The 20945-nt window shown below is 55.8% G+C and carries 19 protein-coding genes; 8 read left to right on the top strand and 11 right to left on the bottom strand.

From position 1 onward, the window contains the following. Positions 1-22: 22 nt before the first annotated feature. The 5 genes from FOM92_RS14715 to FOM92_RS14695 form a co-directional block, all read right to left on the bottom strand. Positions 23-703, bottom strand: a complete 681-nt coding sequence (locus FOM92_RS14715) for a TVP38/TMEM64 family protein (RefSeq protein WP_143777562.1) — start codon at positions 701-703, stop codon at positions 23-25. Between the two features lie 56 nt (positions 704-759). Beyond that, positions 760-1083 carry a 2Fe-2S iron-sulfur cluster-binding protein gene (locus tag FOM92_RS14710; protein ID WP_143777561.1) on the bottom strand — a complete coding sequence of 108 codons (324 nt, stop codon included), beginning with the start codon at positions 1081-1083 and terminating at the stop codon, positions 760-762. A gap of 60 nt (positions 1084-1143) precedes the next feature. Beyond that, positions 1144-2322, bottom strand: a complete 1179-nt coding sequence (locus tag FOM92_RS14705; RefSeq protein WP_170226906.1) for a CaiB/BaiF CoA transferase family protein — start codon at positions 2320-2322, stop codon at positions 1144-1146. Between the two features lie 138 nt (positions 2323-2460). Further along, positions 2461-3240: an enoyl-CoA hydratase-related protein gene (locus tag FOM92_RS14700; RefSeq protein ID WP_143777559.1), complete on the bottom strand. Its 780-nt coding sequence runs from the start codon at positions 3238-3240 to the stop codon at positions 2461-2463. Further along, a complete protein-coding gene (locus FOM92_RS14695; RefSeq protein ID WP_143777558.1) occupies positions 3240-4523 on the bottom strand; it encodes an FAS1-like dehydratase domain-containing protein in 1284 nt (427 codons plus the stop codon). Before FOM92_RS14695 ends, FOM92_RS14700 begins: the two co-directional genes overlap by 1 nt. Positions 4524-4639: 116 nt before the next feature. Here FOM92_RS14695 and FOM92_RS14690 point away from each other — a divergent pair, with 116 nt between their 5' ends. From FOM92_RS14690 to FOM92_RS14675, 4 genes are all read left to right on the top strand, one after another. Further along, positions 4640-6139: a class I adenylate-forming enzyme family protein gene (locus FOM92_RS14690; protein ID WP_143777557.1), complete on the top strand. Its 1500-nt coding sequence runs from the start codon at positions 4640-4642 to the stop codon at positions 6137-6139. A gap of 135 nt (positions 6140-6274) precedes the next feature. Beyond that, positions 6275-7498, top strand: coding sequence for a cytochrome P450 (locus FOM92_RS14685; protein WP_143777556.1), 1224 nt, complete (start codon positions 6275-6277; stop codon positions 7496-7498). A 59-nt stretch (positions 7499-7557) separates the two neighbouring features. Beyond that, entirely contained in the window at positions 7558-9207 is a 1650-nt protein-coding gene (locus FOM92_RS14680) for a class I adenylate-forming enzyme family protein (RefSeq protein WP_143777555.1), read from the top strand. Between the two features lie 21 nt (positions 9208-9228). After that, positions 9229-10068, top strand: a complete 840-nt coding sequence (locus FOM92_RS14675; protein ID WP_143777554.1) for an SDR family NAD(P)-dependent oxidoreductase — start codon at positions 9229-9231, stop codon at positions 10066-10068. An 11-nt stretch (positions 10069-10079) separates the two neighbouring features. Here FOM92_RS14675 and FOM92_RS14670 read toward each other — a convergent pair whose 3' ends face one another. From FOM92_RS14670 to FOM92_RS14650, 5 genes are read right to left on the bottom strand one after another with little or no spacing between them, the layout of a single operon-like run. Beyond that, positions 10080-11279: an acyl-CoA dehydrogenase family protein gene (locus tag FOM92_RS14670; RefSeq protein ID WP_143777553.1), complete on the bottom strand. Its 1200-nt coding sequence runs from the start codon at positions 11277-11279 to the stop codon at positions 10080-10082. Then, the gene (locus tag FOM92_RS14665) at positions 11279-12352 is read right to left on the bottom strand and encodes an acyl-CoA dehydrogenase family protein (RefSeq protein WP_143777552.1); all 1074 of its coding nucleotides are present in this window, start codon (positions 12350-12352) and stop codon (positions 11279-11281) included. The genes FOM92_RS14670 and FOM92_RS14665 overlap by 1 nt, the downstream gene beginning before the upstream one ends. Before the next feature lie 41 nt (positions 12353-12393). After that, on the bottom strand, positions 12394-13185 hold the full coding sequence (locus FOM92_RS14660) for an enoyl-CoA hydratase (RefSeq protein WP_143777551.1): 792 nt from the start codon (positions 13183-13185) through the stop codon (positions 12394-12396). A gap of 25 nt (positions 13186-13210) precedes the next feature. Next, complete coding sequence (locus FOM92_RS14655) at positions 13211-13390, bottom strand: rubredoxin (protein ID WP_143777550.1); 180 nt, start codon at positions 13388-13390, stop codon at positions 13211-13213. Between the two features lie 13 nt (positions 13391-13403). Beyond that, on the bottom strand, positions 13404-14675 hold the full coding sequence (locus FOM92_RS14650) for a cytochrome P450 (protein ID WP_143777549.1): 1272 nt from the start codon (positions 14673-14675) through the stop codon (positions 13404-13406). Between the two features lie 217 nt (positions 14676-14892). Here FOM92_RS14650 and FOM92_RS14645 point away from each other — a divergent pair, with 217 nt between their 5' ends. The 4 genes from FOM92_RS14645 (at position 14893) to FOM92_RS14630 (ending at position 20274) form a co-directional block, all read left to right on the top strand. Then, positions 14893-17070, top strand: a complete 2178-nt coding sequence (locus FOM92_RS14645) for a molybdopterin-containing oxidoreductase family protein (protein WP_143777548.1) — start codon at positions 14893-14895, stop codon at positions 17068-17070. Between the two features lie 181 nt (positions 17071-17251). Beyond that, positions 17252-18259 (top strand): VOC family protein, encoded by a 1008-nt coding sequence (locus FOM92_RS14640; protein WP_143777547.1) that lies wholly within the window; start codon positions 17252-17254, stop codon positions 18257-18259. Beyond that, positions 18256-19173, top strand: a complete 918-nt coding sequence (locus FOM92_RS14635) for a fumarylacetoacetate hydrolase family protein (RefSeq protein ID WP_143777546.1) — start codon at positions 18256-18258, stop codon at positions 19171-19173. The genes FOM92_RS14640 and FOM92_RS14635 overlap by 4 nt, the downstream gene beginning before the upstream one ends. A 3-nt stretch (positions 19174-19176) precedes the next feature. Continuing rightward, positions 19177-20274: an NAD(P)/FAD-dependent oxidoreductase gene (locus tag FOM92_RS14630; protein WP_143777545.1), complete on the top strand. Its 1098-nt coding sequence runs from the start codon at positions 19177-19179 to the stop codon at positions 20272-20274. Positions 20275-20486: 212 nt separating this feature from the next. Here FOM92_RS14630 and FOM92_RS14625 read toward each other — a convergent pair whose 3' ends face one another. After that, on the bottom strand, positions 20487-20897 hold the full coding sequence (locus FOM92_RS14625; RefSeq protein WP_211347414.1) for a GFA family protein: 411 nt from the start codon (positions 20895-20897) through the stop codon (positions 20487-20489). Positions 20898-20945 lie beyond the last annotated feature (48 nt).

The following is a 20945-nucleotide window of genomic DNA, read 5'->3' as shown; positions in this document are numbered from 1 at the left end:
TAGGGTAGGCTGCCGCCCGTAGCTATGAACTTTGCCTTGTGTGCCAGCGACGAAATACAAGCCATGCAATCAACGGAAGGACGACGCTGCCGGTCATGGCGAGTAATCCGGATTGGTCGGCAAAAGCAGCAGAGCCGATAGCGGAAAAGACTATAGCAACCGAAATGTTCGCAAGACCGGTAATGATCACGAATTGTCCAAGTCTCATTCCTGCCATACCGGATGCAATAGTCGCGAGTTCGGCAAAAACCGGAACCGGCCTGGAGAAGATCAGCACCAGCGGCCCCGTACCACTGGCAAAACGGTGTGCGCGGATCAGTTCCTGTTCGCCGAGCAGTTTGAGCGCAAGGGGCCGCGCTGCCAGAACTCCAACGGTATAACCAAGCAGGCTCGCTGCCATAAGACCGATCCAGATCACTACGGAGCCGAACGCGAATCCGAAGATCGCGCCTGCGAGCGTATTGGTCACGCCGTTGGGCACGGGCAGGAATATGTCGAGCGCGAGGGCCACCACAATTGCCCCTGCCACGAGGAGCGGACTGGTCCGTGCGAATTCGACGGCGACGTTTGCAATCCGCTCTATCTCAGCAGCGAAGTAGACCGGCCCCGCCAGAACCGCGGCCCCAAAGAAGAATAGTGCCAACCAACGCCAGCGTGTGCCTGGTGCCACCCCGGATCTTGGCGCTAGCTGGTCATTGCTCATCTTGAGTGCTTCCCATCCATCTGGCTTCGACCGAATATAGCAATCAGGGACCTGAATCAGCGCCGAACGCCAGGTAGCTTAATGACGATCCCATCCAGTTCGGGCCCAACTTGAATCTGACAAAGCAGCCGCGAATTGGCCGCTCTCTGGTCTTCAACTAGTTCGAGCATCGCATCTTCGGTATCGTTCATTGCCAGCAAGCGGCCGAAGAACGCGGGATCAATGTGACCATGACATGTCGCGCAGGCGCACACCCCGCCACAATCGGCATCAACCCCCTCGACCCCATGGCGCACGGCAACTTCCATGAGGCTTTCGCCAGGATTGGCCTCTACTTCGCGCCGGGTTCCGTCAGGCTCGAAAAAAACGATTGTCGTCATGACTAATACCATTCCTCCATTGGTTCGCTCATTGAGCGTCCTTGATTTCATCAACAATCGTCAAACCAGTTGACGTTCGATCAGGCTTTCGATCTCACTCTGCGTAAAGCCGTAATCGCCAAGCACTTCGCGGCTGTGCTTGCCGAGTTCGGGGGCCTCGATATTTTCCCGGACTGGTGCGCCCGAAAAACGGATCGGGCTCGGCATTTGCATGATAGGTTCGGATCCGAACTTCCCTTGCTGAAAGAAGCTCTCCCGCAAGCTCATAGCCCCGCCCATGATGTCATCGGGGGAAAGGACTGGCCCTGCTGGAAGTCCGATCTGCACCAGCTCTTTGATGCACTCGTCCGTAGTTTTGTTCTTGGCCCATTCGTTCATGATCTGGCTCAGAACATCTCCGTTCACGCCGCGCAGGGCGTCGTCAGCGAAGCGCGGATCCTCAGTCAATTCGGGTCGCCCGATGAACTTAGCCCAGCGTGCGAACAGCTTGTTGCCAAGCACGGACACGACGAACCAGCCGTCTCTGGTCTTGATGATGTCGGAGGGGCCGCCAATAGGCGAGCGGTTGCCAGTGGGACGGCGCGGGGCTTTGCCATACGCATGCTCCATCAAGATGGGCGCCATGACGTTGAGCGCTGTTCCAACCAGCGAGGATTCGACGTGCATGCCCTGCCCAGTCCGTTCCCGATTGAAAAGCGCCGCCATGGCCGCAAAGGCGGAGGAAACCGCCGTGCCGAAATCAACATAAGCGGTTGCGGACTTGTAAGGTTGCCCGGCCTCACCCGTAAGGTAGACCCCGCCACTCACTACTTGGCCGATGCTGTCGAGGCCGAGCGCGTCCCGCATCGGAGTGTTCGATGGAAACGTGCTCGAGGTGACAAGGATGATGTCTTCGCGCAGCGACTTGACCGATTCATAGTCCAGACCGAAATGTGACAGCGCACTCGGCGAGAGGTTGGCAACGACCACATCGGCCTTGGCGATCATGCGATGAAGCACGGCCCGACCTTCTGGCTTACTCGTATCCAAGGTCAGCGAGCGCTTGCCGCGATTGCCGTAGAGGAACAAGGACCCCTCACCGCTGTCTGTAGCGGGCGCAACATAACGGTCATCGCCGCCGCCCGGCTTTTCGATGCGCACCACATCGGCGCCTAGGTCCGCCAGCATTCCGGCGCAAAGCGGCCCGGCAATATACTTACCGAAATCGACTACCTTGATGCCTTCTAAAATGGCAGACACGGCACTTACTCCTGTTAGGTGTGCTTGCGCCCGTCTCCGGATGAGATGGTAAGCACGGCCAATCATGTGAAACTTACTGGTTAGTTTTTACCAAGTCAACGTCATGTGTAGTTGGCCTGCTGCGCGTCCTTGATGATGCTATCCGTCTTTTTGCTGTTCTCGACGGATCAGTGCGCTCGCCTGCGTCGACAAGCCCATATTTAGCGCCTCCGTGTCAAACTGTGCCTCGAATGACCAGTCTTCAGCGTTATTGAGGTTCTGCTTCATGTAGCGATACGCCATTCTCGGTCCGTTGGCCAATCTATGCGCCACCTTCAATGTTTCTGCACGCAAGGCATCGTCATCGAGGAGGCGGGTGTAGATTCCTTTAGCAAAGGCATCTTCGGCCGACAGCTTTTCACCAAGCAGGAACAATTCGCGCGCGACGGCCGTTCCGACAATCTTCGAGAGAAACCAGCTGCTTCCGAAGTCACCGCTCGCGCCGATCTTGTCGAAGGCCGTAATGAATGTGGCAGATCGCCCGGCAAAGCGCAGATCGCAAGCGCCGGCGATGCCGACCCCGGCCCCGGCCACCGGTCCATTGACCATCGCGATGGTCGGCTTGGGCATTTCATGCAGCAGCTTTGCTGTCTCCATATTGCCGCGCAGCCCAGCGAACCGTTGCTCAATACGGCTGCCGACTTGCGAATTAGGCGCAACAACGGAGCTTCCCCCATCCTGGATGTCACCTCCGGAACAGAAGCCGCGCCCTGCACCCGTGATCACCACACAGCCCACTGAGGCGTCTCGTGCGGCATCTGCAACTTCATCGGCCAAGATAGCCATCAACTCGGTCGACAGAGCATTTAGCCGGTCAGGTCGGTTCAAAGTGATGATCCTGACACCGCCATCGTCTTCGGTCAGCACCAGATCGCTCATCAGTTGCCTCCCAGTTCCCAGTGCCGCGCCATCATGCGTGCGGCGGTTTCCGCTATGTCGTCAGGCACAGGCGGATACATCGGTAGCGGCTTGTTCTTGCTGGGCAAGGCAATTGTTGCCTTACCGCGCACGTTTTCCTCATCGCGTTGGTTCACAAACTTCACCGCCACGTCCACTAGGCTCTGGCCGTTCTCATCGCGCTTTCCCAGAACCTCGCCCGTCACACGCTGCACGTCGCCCATATAAGCAAATTTCCGCACCTCATCGTGGAGCTGGATGATGATCCCGTCATCTCCCGCCCAGTCGCTGAGATAGTGCCATAGATAGTTCTCGCGCATCACCCCATAGTCATAGGCCATCGGGTTACCGATCGCCTGGGCCCAAACCGGATCCCAGTGGAGACGCTGCGCCACATCGGGAATGCCCTGTTCATTCTTGATGTAGAAAGCCGGAATCCGCTGCCGGTTCTTGTGCGCACGCCGGTTTGTCGTCGGGGCATATGGGGTGAATCCGTAGCCCGCTGCGTGGAAGCAAATGATGTCCGTAACAGCAAGCGGTCCCTTGGCCTGAAGGCCCAAGCTGTCGCCCACTTCGACACTTTCAAACCATCGCTTCTCGGCGCCTTGCACCTTTTCGGCAGCGTAGATGTCTTCGATCGCCTGCATTTCCTCATCGGTGTAGGTCGCTGGTTCGATCGCCGCGTTCTTGCCCTTTTTGGCCGCAGCTTTGCGCTCGGTGAGAATCCGCAACAGATCGTAGGTGGCAACCACCTCGCCTCGCTGGTTGACCTTGACGCGGCGCGTGACGTTGACGATCGACCTGCCGGCAAATTCCGACTGTTTGACCTCACACGAAACCTCTCCTTCGTAGGCATAGATCGAATCCCCTGGTCGGACCGGCCGATAAAAAGTGAAGTCCGCACCAGAAACGAAGACATGAATACCCTTGAACAGGCTTTTGCGTAGCGCTCGGATCTCGTCCGAAGGCGGATCGCCGAGCATTGGCTTGCTGATCTGCCCTACCATCATCCCCGGAGCGATCACACCGCCCCACCGGGTTTTCCGAGCATATGCGGGATCGGTGAACAGTGGATTATCGTCGCCGCTACCATAAGCCCAGTTACGGATGGAGTCTTCCGACGCCGTCTGGACATAGTCGGCTCTCCTCATTGCCTCCCAGTATCCGATTAGTTTGCGTTGCCTCTCTATGTCACTGTCCAAAATCTCGTAGGACGTGGCTTTCTGCCATTCTTCGCTCTGCTTGATATCGGCCTTTTTGGGCATAATGAAACCACTCCTTGAGAATTTATAAAACTAACCCGTAAGTTTTTCTTGTCAAGCTTCACGACGTGTGAGAAGGGGACTTACTATTCAATAGATTTGATAGTGGGAGCTCTGGCATGACCAAAGTGCGGCGGATTAGCGATGCCCTGAAAATCCGCGCCACGCACCAGCGTGATGAGATCGCACATGACGATACTCGCCGCACGATCACTTTTGCCCAGTGGGACCTTGAAGCCGATGAAATAGGTGGAGGTCTTGCCGCATCTGGCCTGCAACCCGGCGATCGAGTCTTCTTACCCATCAGCAATGCCTTTGCCGTCGAAATGGCCATCGCCGTCTTCGCGATATTCCGCGCCGGCGGCATTGTCTGCCCTATTAATCCGCGGCTGAGCCCGGCTGAAGTTTCGGATTACAAGAATCTGTGCGAACCGCGCTGGTGTATCACTGATGTTCCCGATCTCGTTAAAAATCTAAAATTCGACGGGTGCTGGTCGGTCGACCAGATGCCTCGCGACATATCAGCACTACCCGATCAGAACAGCCTAGACGCGCACGCCGACGCCGAAATCCTTGGGACCAGCGGAACTACCGGCAAAATCAAGGGCGTAGTCGTGAGCCATCCCGATCTGATCTCACGGGGAGTTACCGGGACCAACATGGACAGCACTCGGTCAACATTGCATGCGCTGCCCCTGACTGGTTCCGCTGGAAACCTCGGGATTGTTATGCTGCCGGTACGCGGCGGCGCGACAGCAATCACCCAGCGCAAATTCGATCCCAAGGGCTTCCTCGAACTGGTCAAAGAAAAACAGCCAGATCTGGTGTATCTTGTTCCTTCGATGCTGCGATTGATCCTCGATCACACCGACGCTGAATGCTATGACTTTGCCGGCGTGAAGTACCTCATGACGGGGACTGCACCACTGCCGCACGACTCGGTGGTTCGGGCCATGGCAAATTGGCCGCATCTTAAGATCCGCAACAATTACGGCATGTCCGAAGGCGGCGTCGTGGTTGGCACGACCAGCGCAGCCCAAGCACTCAAACCAGGCTGTGTCGGTAAAATGCCCGAGTACATGCAACTGCGCGCCGACGATGGAAAAGTCATCACCGAAACTGGTGTCATCGGCGAGATCTTTGGAATTCAGAAGCATCCACGCCGATACTGGAACGACCCGGAAGCAACCGCAGCCAGCTTCGTCGGCGGCTGGACCAAAACCGGTGATCTCGGATTTGTCGATGGCGATGGCGACCTGATCATCTCAGGCCGATCTAAGGAGTTAATTATTCGCGGTGGCTATAACATCACTCCATTGGAGATCGAAACCGTGCTTTACCAACACCCGGCAGTGCAACAGGCAGCTGTCGTCGGGGTAGACCACCCCGTGCTTGGGGAGGACGTATCGGCCGCGGTATCGCTTCGCCCAGGCTGTTCTGCAGATCCGGAAGAAATCAGCGCCTTTTGCAAGGAGCATCTCGCGGACAACAAGGTTCCGCGAATCCTGCTCATTATGGAAGCGCTCCCGCTCAACCCGACCGGTAAGATCGTGAAAAAGGATTTGAAGCCGCTGTTGCAGCTAGCCGCAGACTCCAATCGAACAGCTCGTTCAACGTGAAGGCCGCTCGGCCTTTTCAACATGGCCAAATTGAAGGACTCGTAAATTGTAAATTAAAAAGCTGACCGGAACCAACTCGCCATCACGCGTAGGTCGGACTGTCAAGCATGTGAAAGTTTTAAATGGAGAGAAATCATGGCAACCAAAAAACTCGCCACCGCTGACCTACCGTTCCTTGACATTCACGGCAAAGAATTCAACTCGAACCCCCATGAAGTGCTAGCACAGCTTCGTAGGCAATCTCCGGTAGCTAAGAGCCAACGTGGCTTTGAAGTACTGCGGTATGAGACTCTAAACTGGATGCTTCAGGCAGACGAGTTCGATATCCCTAGCGCCGAGCACACGGTAAACATGGGGGGCGGCCCGCTTCAGGAGTCTTTTGACAGGTACGGTCGATTGCCTGCGCTTCCTCGCGACCAGCACGCACGGATTCGGCGAGTCATGGGTCAGGCGTTTTCTCTTCGTCGCATCGCCGAGAGGCGCGAATTGATGGCGGATGTAGCCAATGGCTTGGTCGACACGTTCATAAATCGGGGCGAGTGCGATTTCATTGCGGACTTCACCCACCATTATTCGGTAACGGTTGCCTGCCTGCTGTTTGGTGTTGACACCAAGGATGTGCCATCTTTCCAGAATGCGACGGCCACCCTTGCCCACATGTTTTCGGTTCCGTTGGCCCCTCATGTACCAGCGATCGAGGCTGCCCTAAAGGTTCTTTGGGACTATCTTGAACCTCTTGTCGAAAGTCGATCGAGGGAGCCGAAAGATGATTTTGTTTCCGTGATTGTTGAGGCCCAGAAAGCGCAAGGAAAGCTCAGCAAGGAAGAGTTGATTTGGGGCCTCACGAACCTTCTGTTCGCAGGCCATGACAGTACGCGAAGCCAGCTCGCAAACTTTGTACGCGCCGTTGTAAGGCACCCCGGCACATGGGAGTTGATGCTGAACGATCCAGAGCAGATTCCGTTCGTGATGCATGAATCGATCCGCTTCTACCCCACGGTTCAGGCCAACAAACGTGTCGTTCGTAGTACGGTCGACTTTGACGGCTTTCACGCCGAGGCCGGCCAGCTGATTTATTTGAACACTCTGTCAGCCAGCCGGGACCCCGAGCGCTTCGACAACCCAAATACCTACGACGTTTCACGGCCGATTGATAGCTACAACACAGGATTCGGCCATGGCATCCATCATTGCCTTGGCCACGTTCTAGCTAAGACCGAGATGATCGTCGCCATGACCGTGCTCCTTGAACGGCTGGAAAATGTCCAGCTCAACGGCTCACTTGAAAGCATGCCCTATTCCGGTCAGCTGGGTTCCCTGTTGAAACTACCCCTCAAGTTTAACGCGCGATGCAACTAGCAGCTTTCGTTTCGCAACAGACGTCCAACATGTTGAGGGGTCATTAGGAAAGACTGAATATGAGAGAAGTACGTCTCCCGGAACCGGCCTATGTCCCGACGCTAACTAATACGTTGAAGTCTGCTGTCGAACGCTTTCCTGATACCGAATTTCTGGTCCAAGGATCGCGGCGGCTCACCTTTCGGCAGGCGGACGAGGAATCGGCTGCACTGGCAAAGGGGCTGCTGGCCATGGGCATTGGCAAGGGAACCCGCGTCGGCTTGCTGATGTCCAACAAACCCGACTGGGCAGTCATTTTCTTGGCGGCCACCCGGATCGGTGCTCTTGTCGTCACGATGAGCACTTTCTACCAGCCCCCCGAGGTCGACTGGGCGGTCGAGTTCCATGACCTCGATACCCTGATCATCGAGCCCAGCTATCTAAAGAACAACTATGTCGAGCGAGTTGAAGTTGCGTTGCCGGGCCTCGCAGGACAGTCGACACCGGAACTATATCTTTCAGAACATCCATATCTTCGCCGGATCATCATCTGGGGAGACCATGATCGGAAATGGGCGTTGACAGGGCCGCAGCAAGTGCTGGATGCTGCGGCTGCCAAACCCCAGATTGATGGAAGCTTCTTGGCGAAGGTTGAGGAATCGGTCCACCCTTCCGATCCGGCACTGGTCATATGTACTTCGGGTAGCACCGCGCGCCCTAAATCGGTGGTACACACCCATGGTACCGCAGTTCGGACTACCTTCAACTTCCTCGATTATTTCGACGCAAAGCCAGGCAACCGCACATTACATGTCATGAATCTGTTCTGGCTGGGTGGAATCAATTTCAACCTGATGCCCGCCCTCCATGTCGGCGGAACCCTGTGCTTCCCCGACAATCCGACTTCCGCAGAGCTATTCAGGGTCGTGAAAGAAGAAAATATCGACCGCTTTTCGGCATGGTCGACCCAAGGCGCAGAGTTGCGTCAGGCGGCAGCAGCGGAAGGCCTGGATATTTCGCACATCTCGGGTCTGGCACCGCCGGTTGACGCAGTCACCGGACAGCCAATTCCGCCAGAACGCATCCAGAGCTGGATCGGGATGACAGAAACCTTTGGCCCGCACAGTATCAATCGGTACGGCACCCCCTCGCCGGTCGGCAAAGGCGGCAATCTGGGGCGCAACCTACCTGGGATGGAACGCCTGATCGTCGATCCGGAGAACGGCAAGCCACTCCCTGCAGGCGAGGTTGGCGAGCTATGGGTGCGCGGTTACGCCTTGATGCGCGAGTATTACAAGAAGGAACGCCACGAGTATCTAACATGTGACGGCTTCTTCCCGACCGGTGATACCGGCTTGATCGACGAGGACGGCTACTTCTATTTCAAGGGCCGCCGCAATGACATGATCAAGGTAGCCGGCGCCAATGTCTCGCCGGCCGAGATCGAAATCGTGTTGATGCGTCATCCGGATGTCGCTGAGGCCATCGCATTAGGTTTGCCCGATCCGCAACGCGGTGAGATCGCTGTCGCTGTCGTCGTCAAAGCCGCCGGAGCATCCGTAACTGCCAAGTTGCTGCGCGAAGTGACCATAAGAGCGCTATCCAAGTACAAGATTCCATCGGAAATTGTCTTCCTGCCCAGCGACGAGATACCACGCACTCATTCCCACAAAGTCAAGAAACCGGAGCTGCAGGCACTGGTCGCGGAAAAGCTGGGTCGGTCACTCTAATCAGGACACAGGAGCGCAGAAATGCACATGAAGACGCCCGAGAGTCTTGCCGGTAAGGCAATGGTAATCACCGGAGCCGGCCGGGGTATTGGTGCCGTCGTCGCGGAGACAGCGGCCGGTTTGGGCGCTTTTGTAGTCGTGAACGATCTCGATGCTGATGTCGCCAATGAAACCGTTGACAGGATCAAGCAGCTCGGCGGATCGGCGGTCGCGCATTGCGGCGATATCAGCGATCCGGACTATTGCGGCAGGTTGATAGACGCCTGCATTGCCGAACGCAGCCAGATCGATGCGCTCGTGAACAACGCCGGTCTCTTCCGCATGGGCCTAGCCTGGGATCTCAAGCCGGTCGATCTTCGGGCCATGCTATCGGTTAATGTCCTGGGTACGGCCAACTGCGCGATGCATGCCATTCCAAGGATGCGCGCCGCCGGGAAAGGCTCAATCATCAACGTCACTTCAGGAGCCGCCAGCGGAATTGCAGAGATGAGTGCTTATGGTGCGACAAAAGGGGCAGTCTCTTCGATGACCTACGGCTGGGCGCTGGACCTTGCCGGCACGGGAGTGCGGGTAAACGCGGTATCACCCAATGCAACGACCCGGATGGTTACCGCGATGCAGGAGTTCAAGGGTGTTGAAGGTAAGCCTCGGCCGTTTCAAGATCCCCGACATACCGCTGAAACGGTCTGCTTCCTAGCCTCAGATCGATCGGCCCATGTCAATGGCCAGATCTTCAGGATTGCCAGCGGCCAATTGTCCCTGGTGGCACAGCCAAAGCCCATTCAGCCGGGCGTTTCAGTCGCAGACTGGTCGATCGACACGGTCGCGGAGGCAGTGCAGGAACTCATCGCAGGCCTGTAGGAGGTTGTGTTTTAGCGAGGCAGCCCAAGGTATCTCTCGGCGATGATGTTACGCATGATCTCATTCGATCCTCCCGCGATGGTCCAAGCATAGCTCTTGAGGAAATCGATGAACTTTATTCGGCTGGTATGCGCCGTTGCCGGGATCGGAGCTTTCCATTTGTGCGCTTGCAGGCCTTCGGCGCGGACTAGAAACTCAGTATAGCGCTGCAGAAACGGCCCCCATGTGAGCTTAATGAAAGTCGGCAGGGTTGACGAAGCCTTGTCGGGGTTCGCTTCGAGCTCCTTTAGCAGCTTGCGGATCAAGAGGCGGATGACCTGAAGTTCAGCATGAAACGCCGCATACTCGCGGCGCAACTGCGGATCGCGCATCCAGCTGTCTTTGCCATCGACCCGATCGCGTTCGAACGAGCGAGCAAGCCGTTCTGTTCCGCCAAAAATCAGAAGCCCTCGTTCGGCTGAGAGAGTGGACTGGGCGATATTCCAACCATCGCCTTCTGCGCCAATCAGATTCTCCGCAGGAATCTTCACATCGTCCATGAAGATCTCGCAAAACTCCTGCTCGCCGGTAATAGACCGGATCGGCCGAACTTCGACGCCGGGTGCCTTCATATCCATGATGAAATAAGAAATGCCCTCATGCTTGCGCTTTACGTTCTGCTCCGTGCGGGCAAGCAGCAGGCAAAATTGGGCATTGATCGCCCCTGACGACCAGATTTTCTGCCCATTGACCACATAATGATCGCCTTCGCGGCGTGCACTTGTCCGCAGCGCCGCCAGATCCGATCCGGCCCCCGGTTCAGAGAAGCCCTGGCACCAGATATCTGTACCGTGAGTTATCCCCGAAAGGTACTTCTCCTTCTGCGCAGGACTGCCGTGTTCAAACAGCGTTGCGGGGGTCTGGAACAGCGAAACCATGTACATGTGAAGCTCGGGCGCGTCTGCGCGGGTCAGCTCCTCATAAACGATTATCTGGTAACCGAATGGCAGACCTGGCCCGCCCCATTCCTTGGGCCAGTGCGGGGTGGCAAGACCTACTTTCCGTCGCTCTTCGAGCCAGTCGATCATCTTGGGTTTAAGGGTTTCGTTTTCCAGCCCTTGCCATTCGCTACGCCAGTTCTTGGGCATCGAAACAGCGAGCCAGTCGCGTATTTCTTGCCGGAAAGCTCCTTCATCGCCGACTTTGGAAAGAATATCGAAAGTCCGAGTCATCACGCTGCCTCCAGCAAATCGGCAACCCGATCGAGCGCTTCGTTGCGCGTTAGATAGAGTGCTTCGTTTAACTTGGCCCGTTTCAGGAAGACATGCGGCTGGAATTCTGCAGTAAAACCTACACCGCCATGCAACTGGATGCAGTCACGCGCGACCTCGGCGGCAACCCGGGTGATGTGCGCCTTTGAAGAGAGGGCTTCAATCAACCCGGCAGGATCCCCAGGATCAAGCGACGCCACATGCGCCAGAAACTCGCGCGCGCCAACCAAGGCGGTCTTGTGATCAGCCACCCGGTGCTTGAGCGCCTGGAAACTGCCGATCACCTTCCCGAACTGCTCTCGCACATTGAGATACTCGATCGTCAGATTGAGCACGGCCTCGCCAATCCCGAGCGAGTCCGAGGCCAAGGCGATGCAACTCCAGTGTTCGAGCAGGTCGACAACTCGCTGACAGTCTGGCGCTGAAATGATTGCATCTTCCGCGAGTGTCACTTGCGAGAAGTTCACGCTGCCAAGCGTCCGGCTTGTGTCATTCAAGGGGTGGACCTCGACGGACAGACCGGGGCTATCGGCGGCCAAGACGATCCAGCTGCGCTTACCCTCGCGCCTGCCGTTTAACACAAAATGCGTTGCAGATGGAGCATCGAGTATGTCGGCTGCAATGCCGCTGACGCTCGAATTTTCTATGGTCAGCTGTGCACCTGATGGCTGTGCAAAGCCGAACCGCATCGAGCCATCGGCAAGTGCAGGAAGCCAAGCCTTACGCTGCCGGTCACTACCGGCATGAGCAATGAGTGCGGCTGCCATCGTTGTACCCAACATCGGGACTGGTGCCGAGACTGCTCCTAGCGCCGCATGGAGGCGCGAGGTAGCTTCGATACCGAGGCCTAGACCGCCGAACTCCTCGGGAACGTTCAGTGCGGTCCAGCCAAGGCCCGCCATCTGCGACCACAGATCCGCCGCGATCAGATTCCCAGACTGGGCATGCGCCACTGAGCGCTCGCGCGGCCATTCGGAGCTCAGCATTTCGGCAAAGCTCTCGTCGAGGAAATCCAGATCGATGGTATCGGACAAGCGGTCTACTCCGGTCTTAAGTCGATAAGTGCGTTTCCAAGCTAGTTGCCGGCCACGATGCTCTTGAAGTTGGCAAGCCGCTCTGCGGCACTGGCTGTGTTCTTTGAAGCAGTATGAACAAGTTGATGGGTGTCGAAATGTGCACTCATCATTACGCTGTAGCCTTGAGCATCGAGATTACGGTTGAGCGAGCGCTTCATCATCTGCATGGCAAAGGGAGGTGCCTTTCCGATCGTCTCGGCAATTTCCATTGCGGCTGCTTCAAGTTGGTCACGAGCGACCAGCCGAGTGACAAAACCACGCTGGTAAGCCTCTGCTGCCGTCAAGTTACGCCCTGTAAACAGGATGTCGCGGGCCAGCCGGTCTCCAAGCGCCCAAGGGTGGAATAAAACTTCAACTGCGGCTGAACCCAATAGTACAGTGGGATCGGAGAAATAGGTGTCCTCCGACGCCACCAGAATATCTGCCATCGCAGCGAGCATAAAACCCCCAGCAATGCACGCACCCTGAGCTTGGACAATCACCGGTTTGGAGTGGTTACGTATGCCAAGCGCAATCTCGAGATAGTAGCGATCCTCGAACTGGTAACGTTCAACCGTAGGCCGCTGCAGATAGTCATCACCTAATTCCTTATTGTCGTGCCCGGCCGAAAAACTGCTGCCATCTGCAGCCAGGATAACAACATGCACTTCGTCGTCGAATTCTGCGCGTTTCAACGCAGCATCCAAGCCTTCGAGCATTGCTTTGTTCTGGGCATTCCGCTTTTCAGGCCTCGCCAGCGTGATCCGCTCAATGGCACCCAACCGTTCAATCCTGATATGTTGCGCGGTCATGGCTTCATCCCTTTAAACTTGCAGATCAATAATCCACCAATTCGAAATCTTGCTTTTCCGTGCCGCAGTCTGGGCAATAAAAAAGGTCTTCCGGAATGGTTTCGAAAGGCGTGCCTGGAGCGATGCCATCCTCTGGCAAGCCCAAGGCCTCGTCATAGATGTAACCACAACTGCGGCAGCGCCACTTTCGAGACGAGTTGCTCATCGATTCCGCCTTTTCAATTCGTCTTGTAGCGGATCGGCACCCGCTTTGGTCCGCAGACAAAATTGGATATCGTCCGCGCCGGTGTTCCCGAAAGTTCAACAGACGCTAGCCTATCGAACAATTGCTCCATCAGCACGCGCATTTCCAGCCGCGCCAAATGCTGTCCCAAACAAACATGGACACCGTACCCGAATGCAAGCTGCGGGTTGTCTTTGCGATCCAACCTGAAGTCGAATGGATCGTCGAAGACTAACTCGTCGCGATTGGCGGAGCTGTAACATAGCATCAACCAATCGCCCTTCGTTATTTTCTGACCAGCCAATTCGCAATCTGCGGTGGCCGATCTCATGAAATGTTTAACCGGTGTTACCCAGCGCACACCTTCATCGACAAGCGCCGGGATGAGAGTACGATCCTGCTTTATCTGCTCGAAAAGATAAGGTCTTTCTGCCAGTGCCCACATTATTCCCGCAGTTGCATTTGAGGTAGTATCATGGCCTGCCGTGGCGGCCGTTATATAATAGCCAAGCAGTTGTCGGCGAGTCAGATAGTCTCCATCAATCTTCGCATTCGCGATAAGACTGTTCAGTCCGCTGTCCGGCGTTTCACGTAGCCGCGTGGTCACGTCAAGGAAGTAGTTTTCCATCTCGGCGATGCTGGCAAGGGTTGCCTGAAGAGCCTCCTCCGGAGTCTGCTGTTTTCCAGAGCGGTTCAACTCCGGATCGTTTCCGGAGAATATCTCTTGAGTAAGCTTAAGCATCATCGGCTCGTCCTGAGGCGGGACTCCCATGAATGCCATCAAGACCCGTAGTGGATAGAGGAAGGCGACTTGCTTAGCGAAATCGCATTCGTCACCAAATCCGAGCATCTGGTCGACGAACTCGGACGCAATCTTGCGTACTTGCTCTTCCATGGGACGAACGGAACGAGGAGTTAGGTGCGGGAACAATATCCCGCGAAGATCTTTGTGCTCCTTTCCATCGACTGACACAACGCTACGAACCATGTTTGCTTCCCCTCCAGTCATTTGCCGGATCTTGGCAGCGTTCGATGTAGTCTGGACAACAACAGCCCGGTCCGCGTTGTGAAAAAGATCCGGCTGACGTTCGATCTCTTTGATGTCAGCGTGACGGCTTACGGCCCAAAAGGGGTCATAGCCTTCTGGCTGGGCCACATCCAGAGGAGCTTCCTTCCTTATACAACGGAACACCTCGTCGATCCTGTCGCCATCCGCATAGGCCCGACCATCGACAATCGCTTCAGCTAAAGACTGGTGCAGCGTCATATTTCTCCAAACCTCATCGAAAAACTATCTCAGGCACCGCATTGCCTCCGAGTGCAACAACGATGTCAACTCAGCTCAGCCCGCGCCAGCGCCGACACGAGTTCTCCGACATTGGCTACCGCCCAAATGGACGTTTGACAAGCTAAAACTAACTGGTAAGTTTTTTGCAATTTTTATACTGACTGACCTCACCTCGCTTGGAGCGTCGGAGGAAAACATGACATGGAACGCCAATAATCGATCGAAACCCGGCGAAGACGGATTGCACCCAACTTATTGTCGTTTGTGCGAGGCGCAGTGCGGTTTGCTGGCAAATGTCGAAAAGGGCAAAATCACCAAGATTCTCCCTGACCGCGATCATCCTGCCTCTCAAGGTCATCTGTGTATCAAAGGTCCCGGCATGGTCGATGTTATGTACGACCAAGACCGCGTCACCAATCCGCTTAAAAGGAATCGGGTAACTGGTGAGTTTGAACCGGTCGACTGGGATACTGCGCTGCGCGACATCGCAGCACGGTTGATTCAGATCATTCAGGCAAACGGCGCGGACGCCATCGCAACATATCTGGGCAACCCGGCAGCATTTTCTACGCTGCACATCATGTACGCACGGATGTTCCTGGCAAAGCTAGGTGCAGATAAGATCTTTTCGCCGCTCCATGCCGACACCGGGGCACAGTTCCTTGCTGAAGAACTGGTCTATGGCAGCCCAGCTCATCACACATTTGCTGATCTGGAGTCGTGCGACTTTCTGATCATGATCGGGGCAAATCCAATGGTTTCGCACTTCTCCATGGTCACGGAACCGCTGGCGCTCCACAAGCTCAACGAGATCCATGCGCGGGGCGGTGTCGTGGTGATCGATCCGCGCCGTACCGAGACCGCAAAGCGCTTCGAGCACATCGCAATCCGCCCAGATTCAGATGCCTGGCTGCTGTGCGCCATACTCAATCACATTTTCGCCGGCGGACTAGCTAACACCGAAATCCTGCGACAGCGCACCGATGACTGGGAGCAGTTACGCGATGCCTTGCAGCCATTTTCTCCTGAAATCGCATCCCTGCGATGCGGGATCGATGCGGCTTCAATCCGCCAGCTTGCAGAGCGCTTTGCCAAGGCCCGTACCAGTGCCTGCTATGGTCGGCTTGGCACTTGCCGAGGCCGGTTTTCGACGTTGACCAACCTCCTTATCGAATATCTCAATATCGCCTGCGGTCGTTTCGGTGTTCCAGGCGGATGGGTGATCGGTGATGTTCCGTTCAGTGCGCTAGCCACCAAAACGCCAGCGCATGACGAAGCGCAGTCACGCGTCTCGGGATTGCCTAGCCTGATGGGTTTCATGCCAAGCGGTAGCATTGCCGCGGAGATTGCAACGCCGGGCAAGGGACAGGTTCGGGCGCTGTTTGTCGACAGCGGTAACCCTCTCCACTCCTATCCGGACCCGGAGGCAGCCGAAGCGGCTTTTGCGAAGCTCGACCTACTCGTGTCGATTGATTTCTACGTAAACGAAACTGGCAAACTAGCAGACTACATCCTGCCCGCGCCGACATTCTATGAGCGCGCAGATCTAACTCTCGCCTTCATGGCTAATGCACCGCGCCCATGGGTCCAGTTTACGCCAGAGGTGATTCCGCCACTTGGCGAGGCTCGCCTTGAAGCGGACATCTACAACGAAATTCTGGGCAGAATGGGTTTACCCCGACTGTTCTCCGCTTTTGCCACCACCGATAGGCCTCAGCCAGAACTCATGGACATCGCCGACCAAATGCTCCGCCGCGGGCCCTACGGGGATCAGATGGGCAAAAATCCGGATGGCCTCTCAATCGCAAAATTACGAGACTGGTTCCCTCACGGGATTCGCTTGGCGCCAGGGGTCAATGCACAGGAAAGCTGGAACCGGATCCAGAACGAACGCAAGCGTCCCCAGCTTTGGCCCGATTTGTTGCCGAAGGAATTGGCGCGTCTGCTGTCCGATCCCAAAAATGACGATGAAACACTGCTCCTCTTCGGTCGACGCAGTTTAGGATCGCTCAACACATGGATGCATAACGTCGAGCGGCTGGTCCGCGGCGATCGTCCGACCCTGCTGATGCACCCTGACGATGCAGCGCCACGCAACATTGCAGACGGTGACATGGTGCGCGTCTCCAGCAAAACCGGTTCAGTCCTAATTGAAGCCGAAATGAGCTATGAAGTGGTCCGCGGTTCGGCGTGCTACCCGCATGGCTGGGGCCATGACGGCGGCTGGCGGCACGCAAATTCGTTGCCCGGGGCAAACTTCAATGTACTCGCGTCATCCGATCCCCGCGATTGGGAACAAGTATCGGCTGTCGTCCACTTGGACGGCATCAAGATCACCGTGTCCCGCGCCGAAGGCAGTGCAGCAATGCCCTGACTTCAAAGCTTCGTTTGTGAACCCATTTCACTGACTGGAGGAATTACGTGCCCAATTTTCCAAGATGAGCTAGGCTTGAGTTGCAGTTTGACAATTAAAAACTTACCAGTAAGTTTTTAATTGTTTTTTGTTGAGACTCACGGCATCTCAACAAAAGTGCGTGACGTTAGGAGGCTTGGCGATGTCGATAATCACTGTCCAGGATATCGCCCATGTCCGGTATGCGGCGCCGGACCTTGCCGTAATGCGCTCATTTCTCGAGGACTTCGGCATGAAATGCTTCGAGGTCAATGGCCGACTTTATGGCAAGGGCACTGATGGCAGGCCGTTCTTTCATGTGACCGAGCCCGGTAAAGCCGAATTCCTTGCAGTCGGATTTCTTGCCAGATCAGTTGAAGATCTCGAAAGACTTGCCGACCACGAAGATGCTCCGGTCGAGATTTCGACTGAGCCGGGTGGAGGCAAAATTCTTCGCCTGATAGACCCGGATGGCTACCGCATTGAGGTTGTTGCCGATCAGGCGAATAACGAGCCATCGTTTCCGCTGATCGGTGAAGCGTTTAATACTCCGGCCGCCAAACCTCGGCTCAACCGGGAAGTACGGCTAAAACCAGCGCCTTCTCACCCACATCGAATTGGGCACACCGGGCTTGCGGTCAGTGATTACCGCGTGAGCGAAAAATGGTACAAAGACCGCTTCGGATTGTTGACCACCAACGAAATTGAAGCTGCCAAAGACGTACCACTGGGCGCGTTCCTGCGTTGCAATCTGGGCGACCAGCCAACGGACCATCACACTCTGGCGTTGCTTCAACTGCCAGGTGGACGCCGCAATCTGCACGCGGCCTTCGAGGTACCTAGTGTTGACGATCTACTGATGGGCCACGACTACCTCAAATCAAAGAAGCGAAAGTCGTTCTGGAGCCTTGGGAGGCACGTGCTTGGCAGCCAGTTTTTCGACTATTGGAAAGATCCATTTGGCAACGAACTGGAACACTGGACCGATGGTGATGTCTACACTGCCGATCAACCGCCAACGATTGAGTCGATCGATACCCTGTTTAAGGCCCAATGGGGACCACCAATTCCGATTGGCGGTATTCCTGTTGGCCTCGTGAAACGAATGCTTTCGCTATTCGTTCGCACGAAACGTCGATTCTCTCGCCAGCACGAAGGACAAAACACATGAAGCTTTGCACTTATACCGCCAATGAACAGACCCGAACGGGTATCGTCGTTGGAGACGCAGTCATCGACACGGGTGTTCCCGGAACCATGATAGACCTTATCCGCGATTGGGATAGCCTTAAACCTGGTCTCGAAGCGAAGGCAACTACGGAGGAGGGCATACCCCTGGCCTCGGTGAAGCTTGAGGCGCCGATACAGCGGCCGGGCAAGATCTTCGGGGCAACGCTCAATTACCATTCACACGTCGAGGAGGGAAAGAAGTTTGGCGGGGGCGACGCACCTAGTCGTCCTGGCTTTTTCACCAAGGCTCAAACTAGCATCAACGGTCCCTATGATCCGATTATCATCACCAAGGGAACCAAGGTTCCCGAAGAGCACGTCGGCCATTTTCCTGACAAAATCAAAGCGATCTTTGCTATCGCCGAATCTAGCACGGACTACGAGATTGAACTTGTCGCAGTGATCGGCAAGGGCGGAAAGCACATCGCTCGGGGCGACGCGCTTGGTGCTGTCTTCGGCTACTGTGTTGGCAACGAGGTAACCGAACGCACCTGGCAGATTGCCAGCCCGCAATGGTCGCTCGGCAAGAGCTTTGACACGCACGCGCCAATCGGTCCGTGGATCGTGACTGCTGATGAGTTGGGCGATCCGCAGGCACTGGGTCTGCGCTGTTATGTCAATGGCGAGCTGCGGCAAGATAACAACACCAGCGACATGGTCTTTCCTGTGGATACTCAGATCGAGCACCTTTCGGTGGGCATGACCTTGGAACCAGGCGATCTTGTCTTCACCGGCACGCCTGCGGGTGTAGGTGTCGCCAACATGCCACCCAAGTTCCTGAAACCCGGCGATGTGGTGCGCTGCGAGATCGACGGACTGGGGTACATCGAAGGCACCATGGTGGCGGAGTCCTGAGACGTGGGATCGAAAGAAGATTTTCGGGTTGCTATCGTAGGTGGCGGCTATGCGGGTTTTAGTCTTGCACGGATGCTAGATAACCATGTCGATGTAACGTTAATCGAGGCCCGAGAGGCCTTCGTCATGACACCTGCGACATTGCGTGCTGTGGTCGAACCAGATCTACTCGACGAGATTGTAATCCCCTATGACCGATTGCTGAATAGAGGGCGCGTCGTACATGGACGCGTCGTCTCAATCGATCCGGGCGGTATCACGCTCGCCGATGACGCGCGCATCCAGGCGGATGCCATTGTCGTTGCCACCGGATCGCGCTATGCTGCGCCGTTCAAACCTCAGGACGATAACATCCCGTCTTTCAAACATACGCTGATCTCGACCGCCAAACAGATCGCCCAGTCAGATAGTGTAGTCATAGTGGGCTCAGGTGCGGCCGGAGTGGAACTAGCCGGCGAAATCAAGGTCGCCTTTCCCGGCAAGAAAGTGACGCTTGTTGGCGATCAGTCGCGGCTATTTCCGATGTATACTGAAAAGCTCCACAAGGAACTGACCCAACGCTTCAATGCACTTGGGGTGACAGTCAGTTTAAATTCGCCTGTGCGCAACCTCAAGCAAACCAGTGCTCCCTTTACTGGCCAGATCACGCTGGCTAACGGTTCTGTTCTATCCGGTCTGATCATCCCGACAATCGGCGCCCACGCGGCTGACAGCCCGGCACACGAACTTCCGGGCGTCCGATGCGAACCCAACGGGCAATTATCGGTCGATTCCTGGCTGCGCCCATCGCGCCTGCCCAATGTCTTTGTGCTTGGCGATCTTGCAGCAACCGGTGACGGGATGACCATCGTCGCTATTGGCAAGCATGTGCCTTGGATGAAACGTGCTCTACTAAAGCTTGCCGCGGGACAGCGGGTGGAGAGTCTCCAACCCTACAAGGGTTGGCGAATTCCGCCTATTTTAGTCCCGCTGGGGCCAAAACTTGGGGTCAGCGTAGTCCCGCTGGGCAAGGAAGGAATGACAGTCGGAGATTGGTTCACCAGCAAGATCAAAGGCAAGAACCACTTCATCCCACGCTACCACAAGGAATTCAATCGATAGCATTCGGCAAGGCGGCCAGTGAATTGTTCGAAAGCCTTGGTCACCATGTAGTTGTCCAGGCATCCTTTATAGCGACAAAGCAAGATTTTTGCGAATTGACGACCAGGCGCGTGTAACGAACAATGCCCAATGGGGTCTTGTTGGTTATGCGAGGATGAATAAGCTCACAACAAACGACATCTCCGAAACCGCAACTCTATTGAATTTGCTCGTCACTGACGGTCCATTATTACCGCACCATCGGGAAATTTGAACCAGTCTTGCGCGCGGCTGGTCCACCAATGACTAGTGGGAACGACGCTTGACGTATCATCAAGCGTACCCGTCTTGATGAAGAAAAATGAATCCAACGGCTCTTGCTGAATTTCGGAGATCAAGGGCGATCCGCACTTCGCGCAGAAACGCCGGATCACTGGGCTTCCACTTTCCCCCGTATCGTAAAAGTCGGTCAAAATTCCCGTTACTTCCAACGCCTCGCGCGGCACGCGGGCAATGATGGAAAATGCAGATCCAGATTGCTTCTGGCAATGGGTACAATGGCAGGCGCTCACGCCCAGCGGTGGCCATGCGACCTCATACCGCACCGCACCGCACAGGCATCCTCCTGATCTTGTCTCTCGCATTATTGCTTCCTCTCTGATTGGGCTGACATTGCTACGAAAACGGCATTT

Source organism: Sphingorhabdus contaminans, from assembly GCF_007280415.1.
GTDB lineage: Bacteria > Pseudomonadota > Alphaproteobacteria > Sphingomonadales > Sphingomonadaceae > Sphingorhabdus_B > Sphingorhabdus_B contaminans.
This window is presented reverse-complemented; position numbering and strand designations above follow the sequence as displayed.

What these genes read in the sequence shown, in the direction of transcription:
- FOM92_RS14685 (WP_143777556.1), top strand. Translation starts at nt 6,275, where the DNA reads ATGGCAACCAAAAAACTCGCCACCGCTGACCTACCGTTCCTTGACATT.
- FOM92_RS14625 (WP_211347414.1), bottom strand. Translation starts at nt 20,897, where the DNA reads ATGCGAGAGACAAGATCAGGAGGATGCCTGTGCGGTGCGGTGCGGTAT.
- FOM92_RS14640 (WP_143777547.1), top strand. Translation starts at nt 17,252, where the DNA reads ATGTCGATAATCACTGTCCAGGATATCGCCCATGTCCGGTATGCGGCG.
- FOM92_RS14715 (WP_143777562.1), bottom strand. Translation starts at nt 703, where the DNA reads ATGAGCAATGACCAGCTAGCGCCAAGATCCGGGGTGGCACCAGGCACA.
- FOM92_RS14655 (WP_143777550.1), bottom strand. Translation starts at nt 13,390, where the DNA reads ATGAGCAACTCGTCTCGAAAGTGGCGCTGCCGCAGTTGTGGTTACATC.
- FOM92_RS14690 (WP_143777557.1), top strand. Translation starts at nt 4,640, where the DNA reads ATGACCAAAGTGCGGCGGATTAGCGATGCCCTGAAAATCCGCGCCACG.
- FOM92_RS14695 (WP_143777558.1), bottom strand. Translation starts at nt 4,523, where the DNA reads ATGCCCAAAAAGGCCGATATCAAGCAGAGCGAAGAATGGCAGAAAGCC.
- FOM92_RS14675 (WP_143777554.1), top strand. Translation starts at nt 9,229, where the DNA reads ATGCACATGAAGACGCCCGAGAGTCTTGCCGGTAAGGCAATGGTAATC.
- FOM92_RS14680 (WP_143777555.1), top strand. Translation starts at nt 7,558, where the DNA reads ATGAGAGAAGTACGTCTCCCGGAACCGGCCTATGTCCCGACGCTAACT.
- FOM92_RS14700 (WP_143777559.1), bottom strand. Translation starts at nt 3,240, where the DNA reads ATGAGCGATCTGGTGCTGACCGAAGACGATGGCGGTGTCAGGATCATC.
- FOM92_RS14645 (WP_143777548.1), top strand. Translation starts at nt 14,893, where the DNA reads ATGACATGGAACGCCAATAATCGATCGAAACCCGGCGAAGACGGATTG.
- FOM92_RS14635 (WP_143777546.1), top strand. Translation starts at nt 18,256, where the DNA reads ATGAAGCTTTGCACTTATACCGCCAATGAACAGACCCGAACGGGTATC.
- FOM92_RS14710 (WP_143777561.1), bottom strand. Translation starts at nt 1,083, where the DNA reads ATGACGACAATCGTTTTTTTCGAGCCTGACGGAACCCGGCGCGAAGTA.
- FOM92_RS14650 (WP_143777549.1), bottom strand. Translation starts at nt 14,675, where the DNA reads ATGACGCTGCACCAGTCTTTAGCTGAAGCGATTGTCGATGGTCGGGCC.
- FOM92_RS14670 (WP_143777553.1), bottom strand. Translation starts at nt 11,279, where the DNA reads ATGACTCGGACTTTCGATATTCTTTCCAAAGTCGGCGATGAAGGAGCT.
- FOM92_RS14660 (WP_143777551.1), bottom strand. Translation starts at nt 13,185, where the DNA reads ATGACCGCGCAACATATCAGGATTGAACGGTTGGGTGCCATTGAGCGG.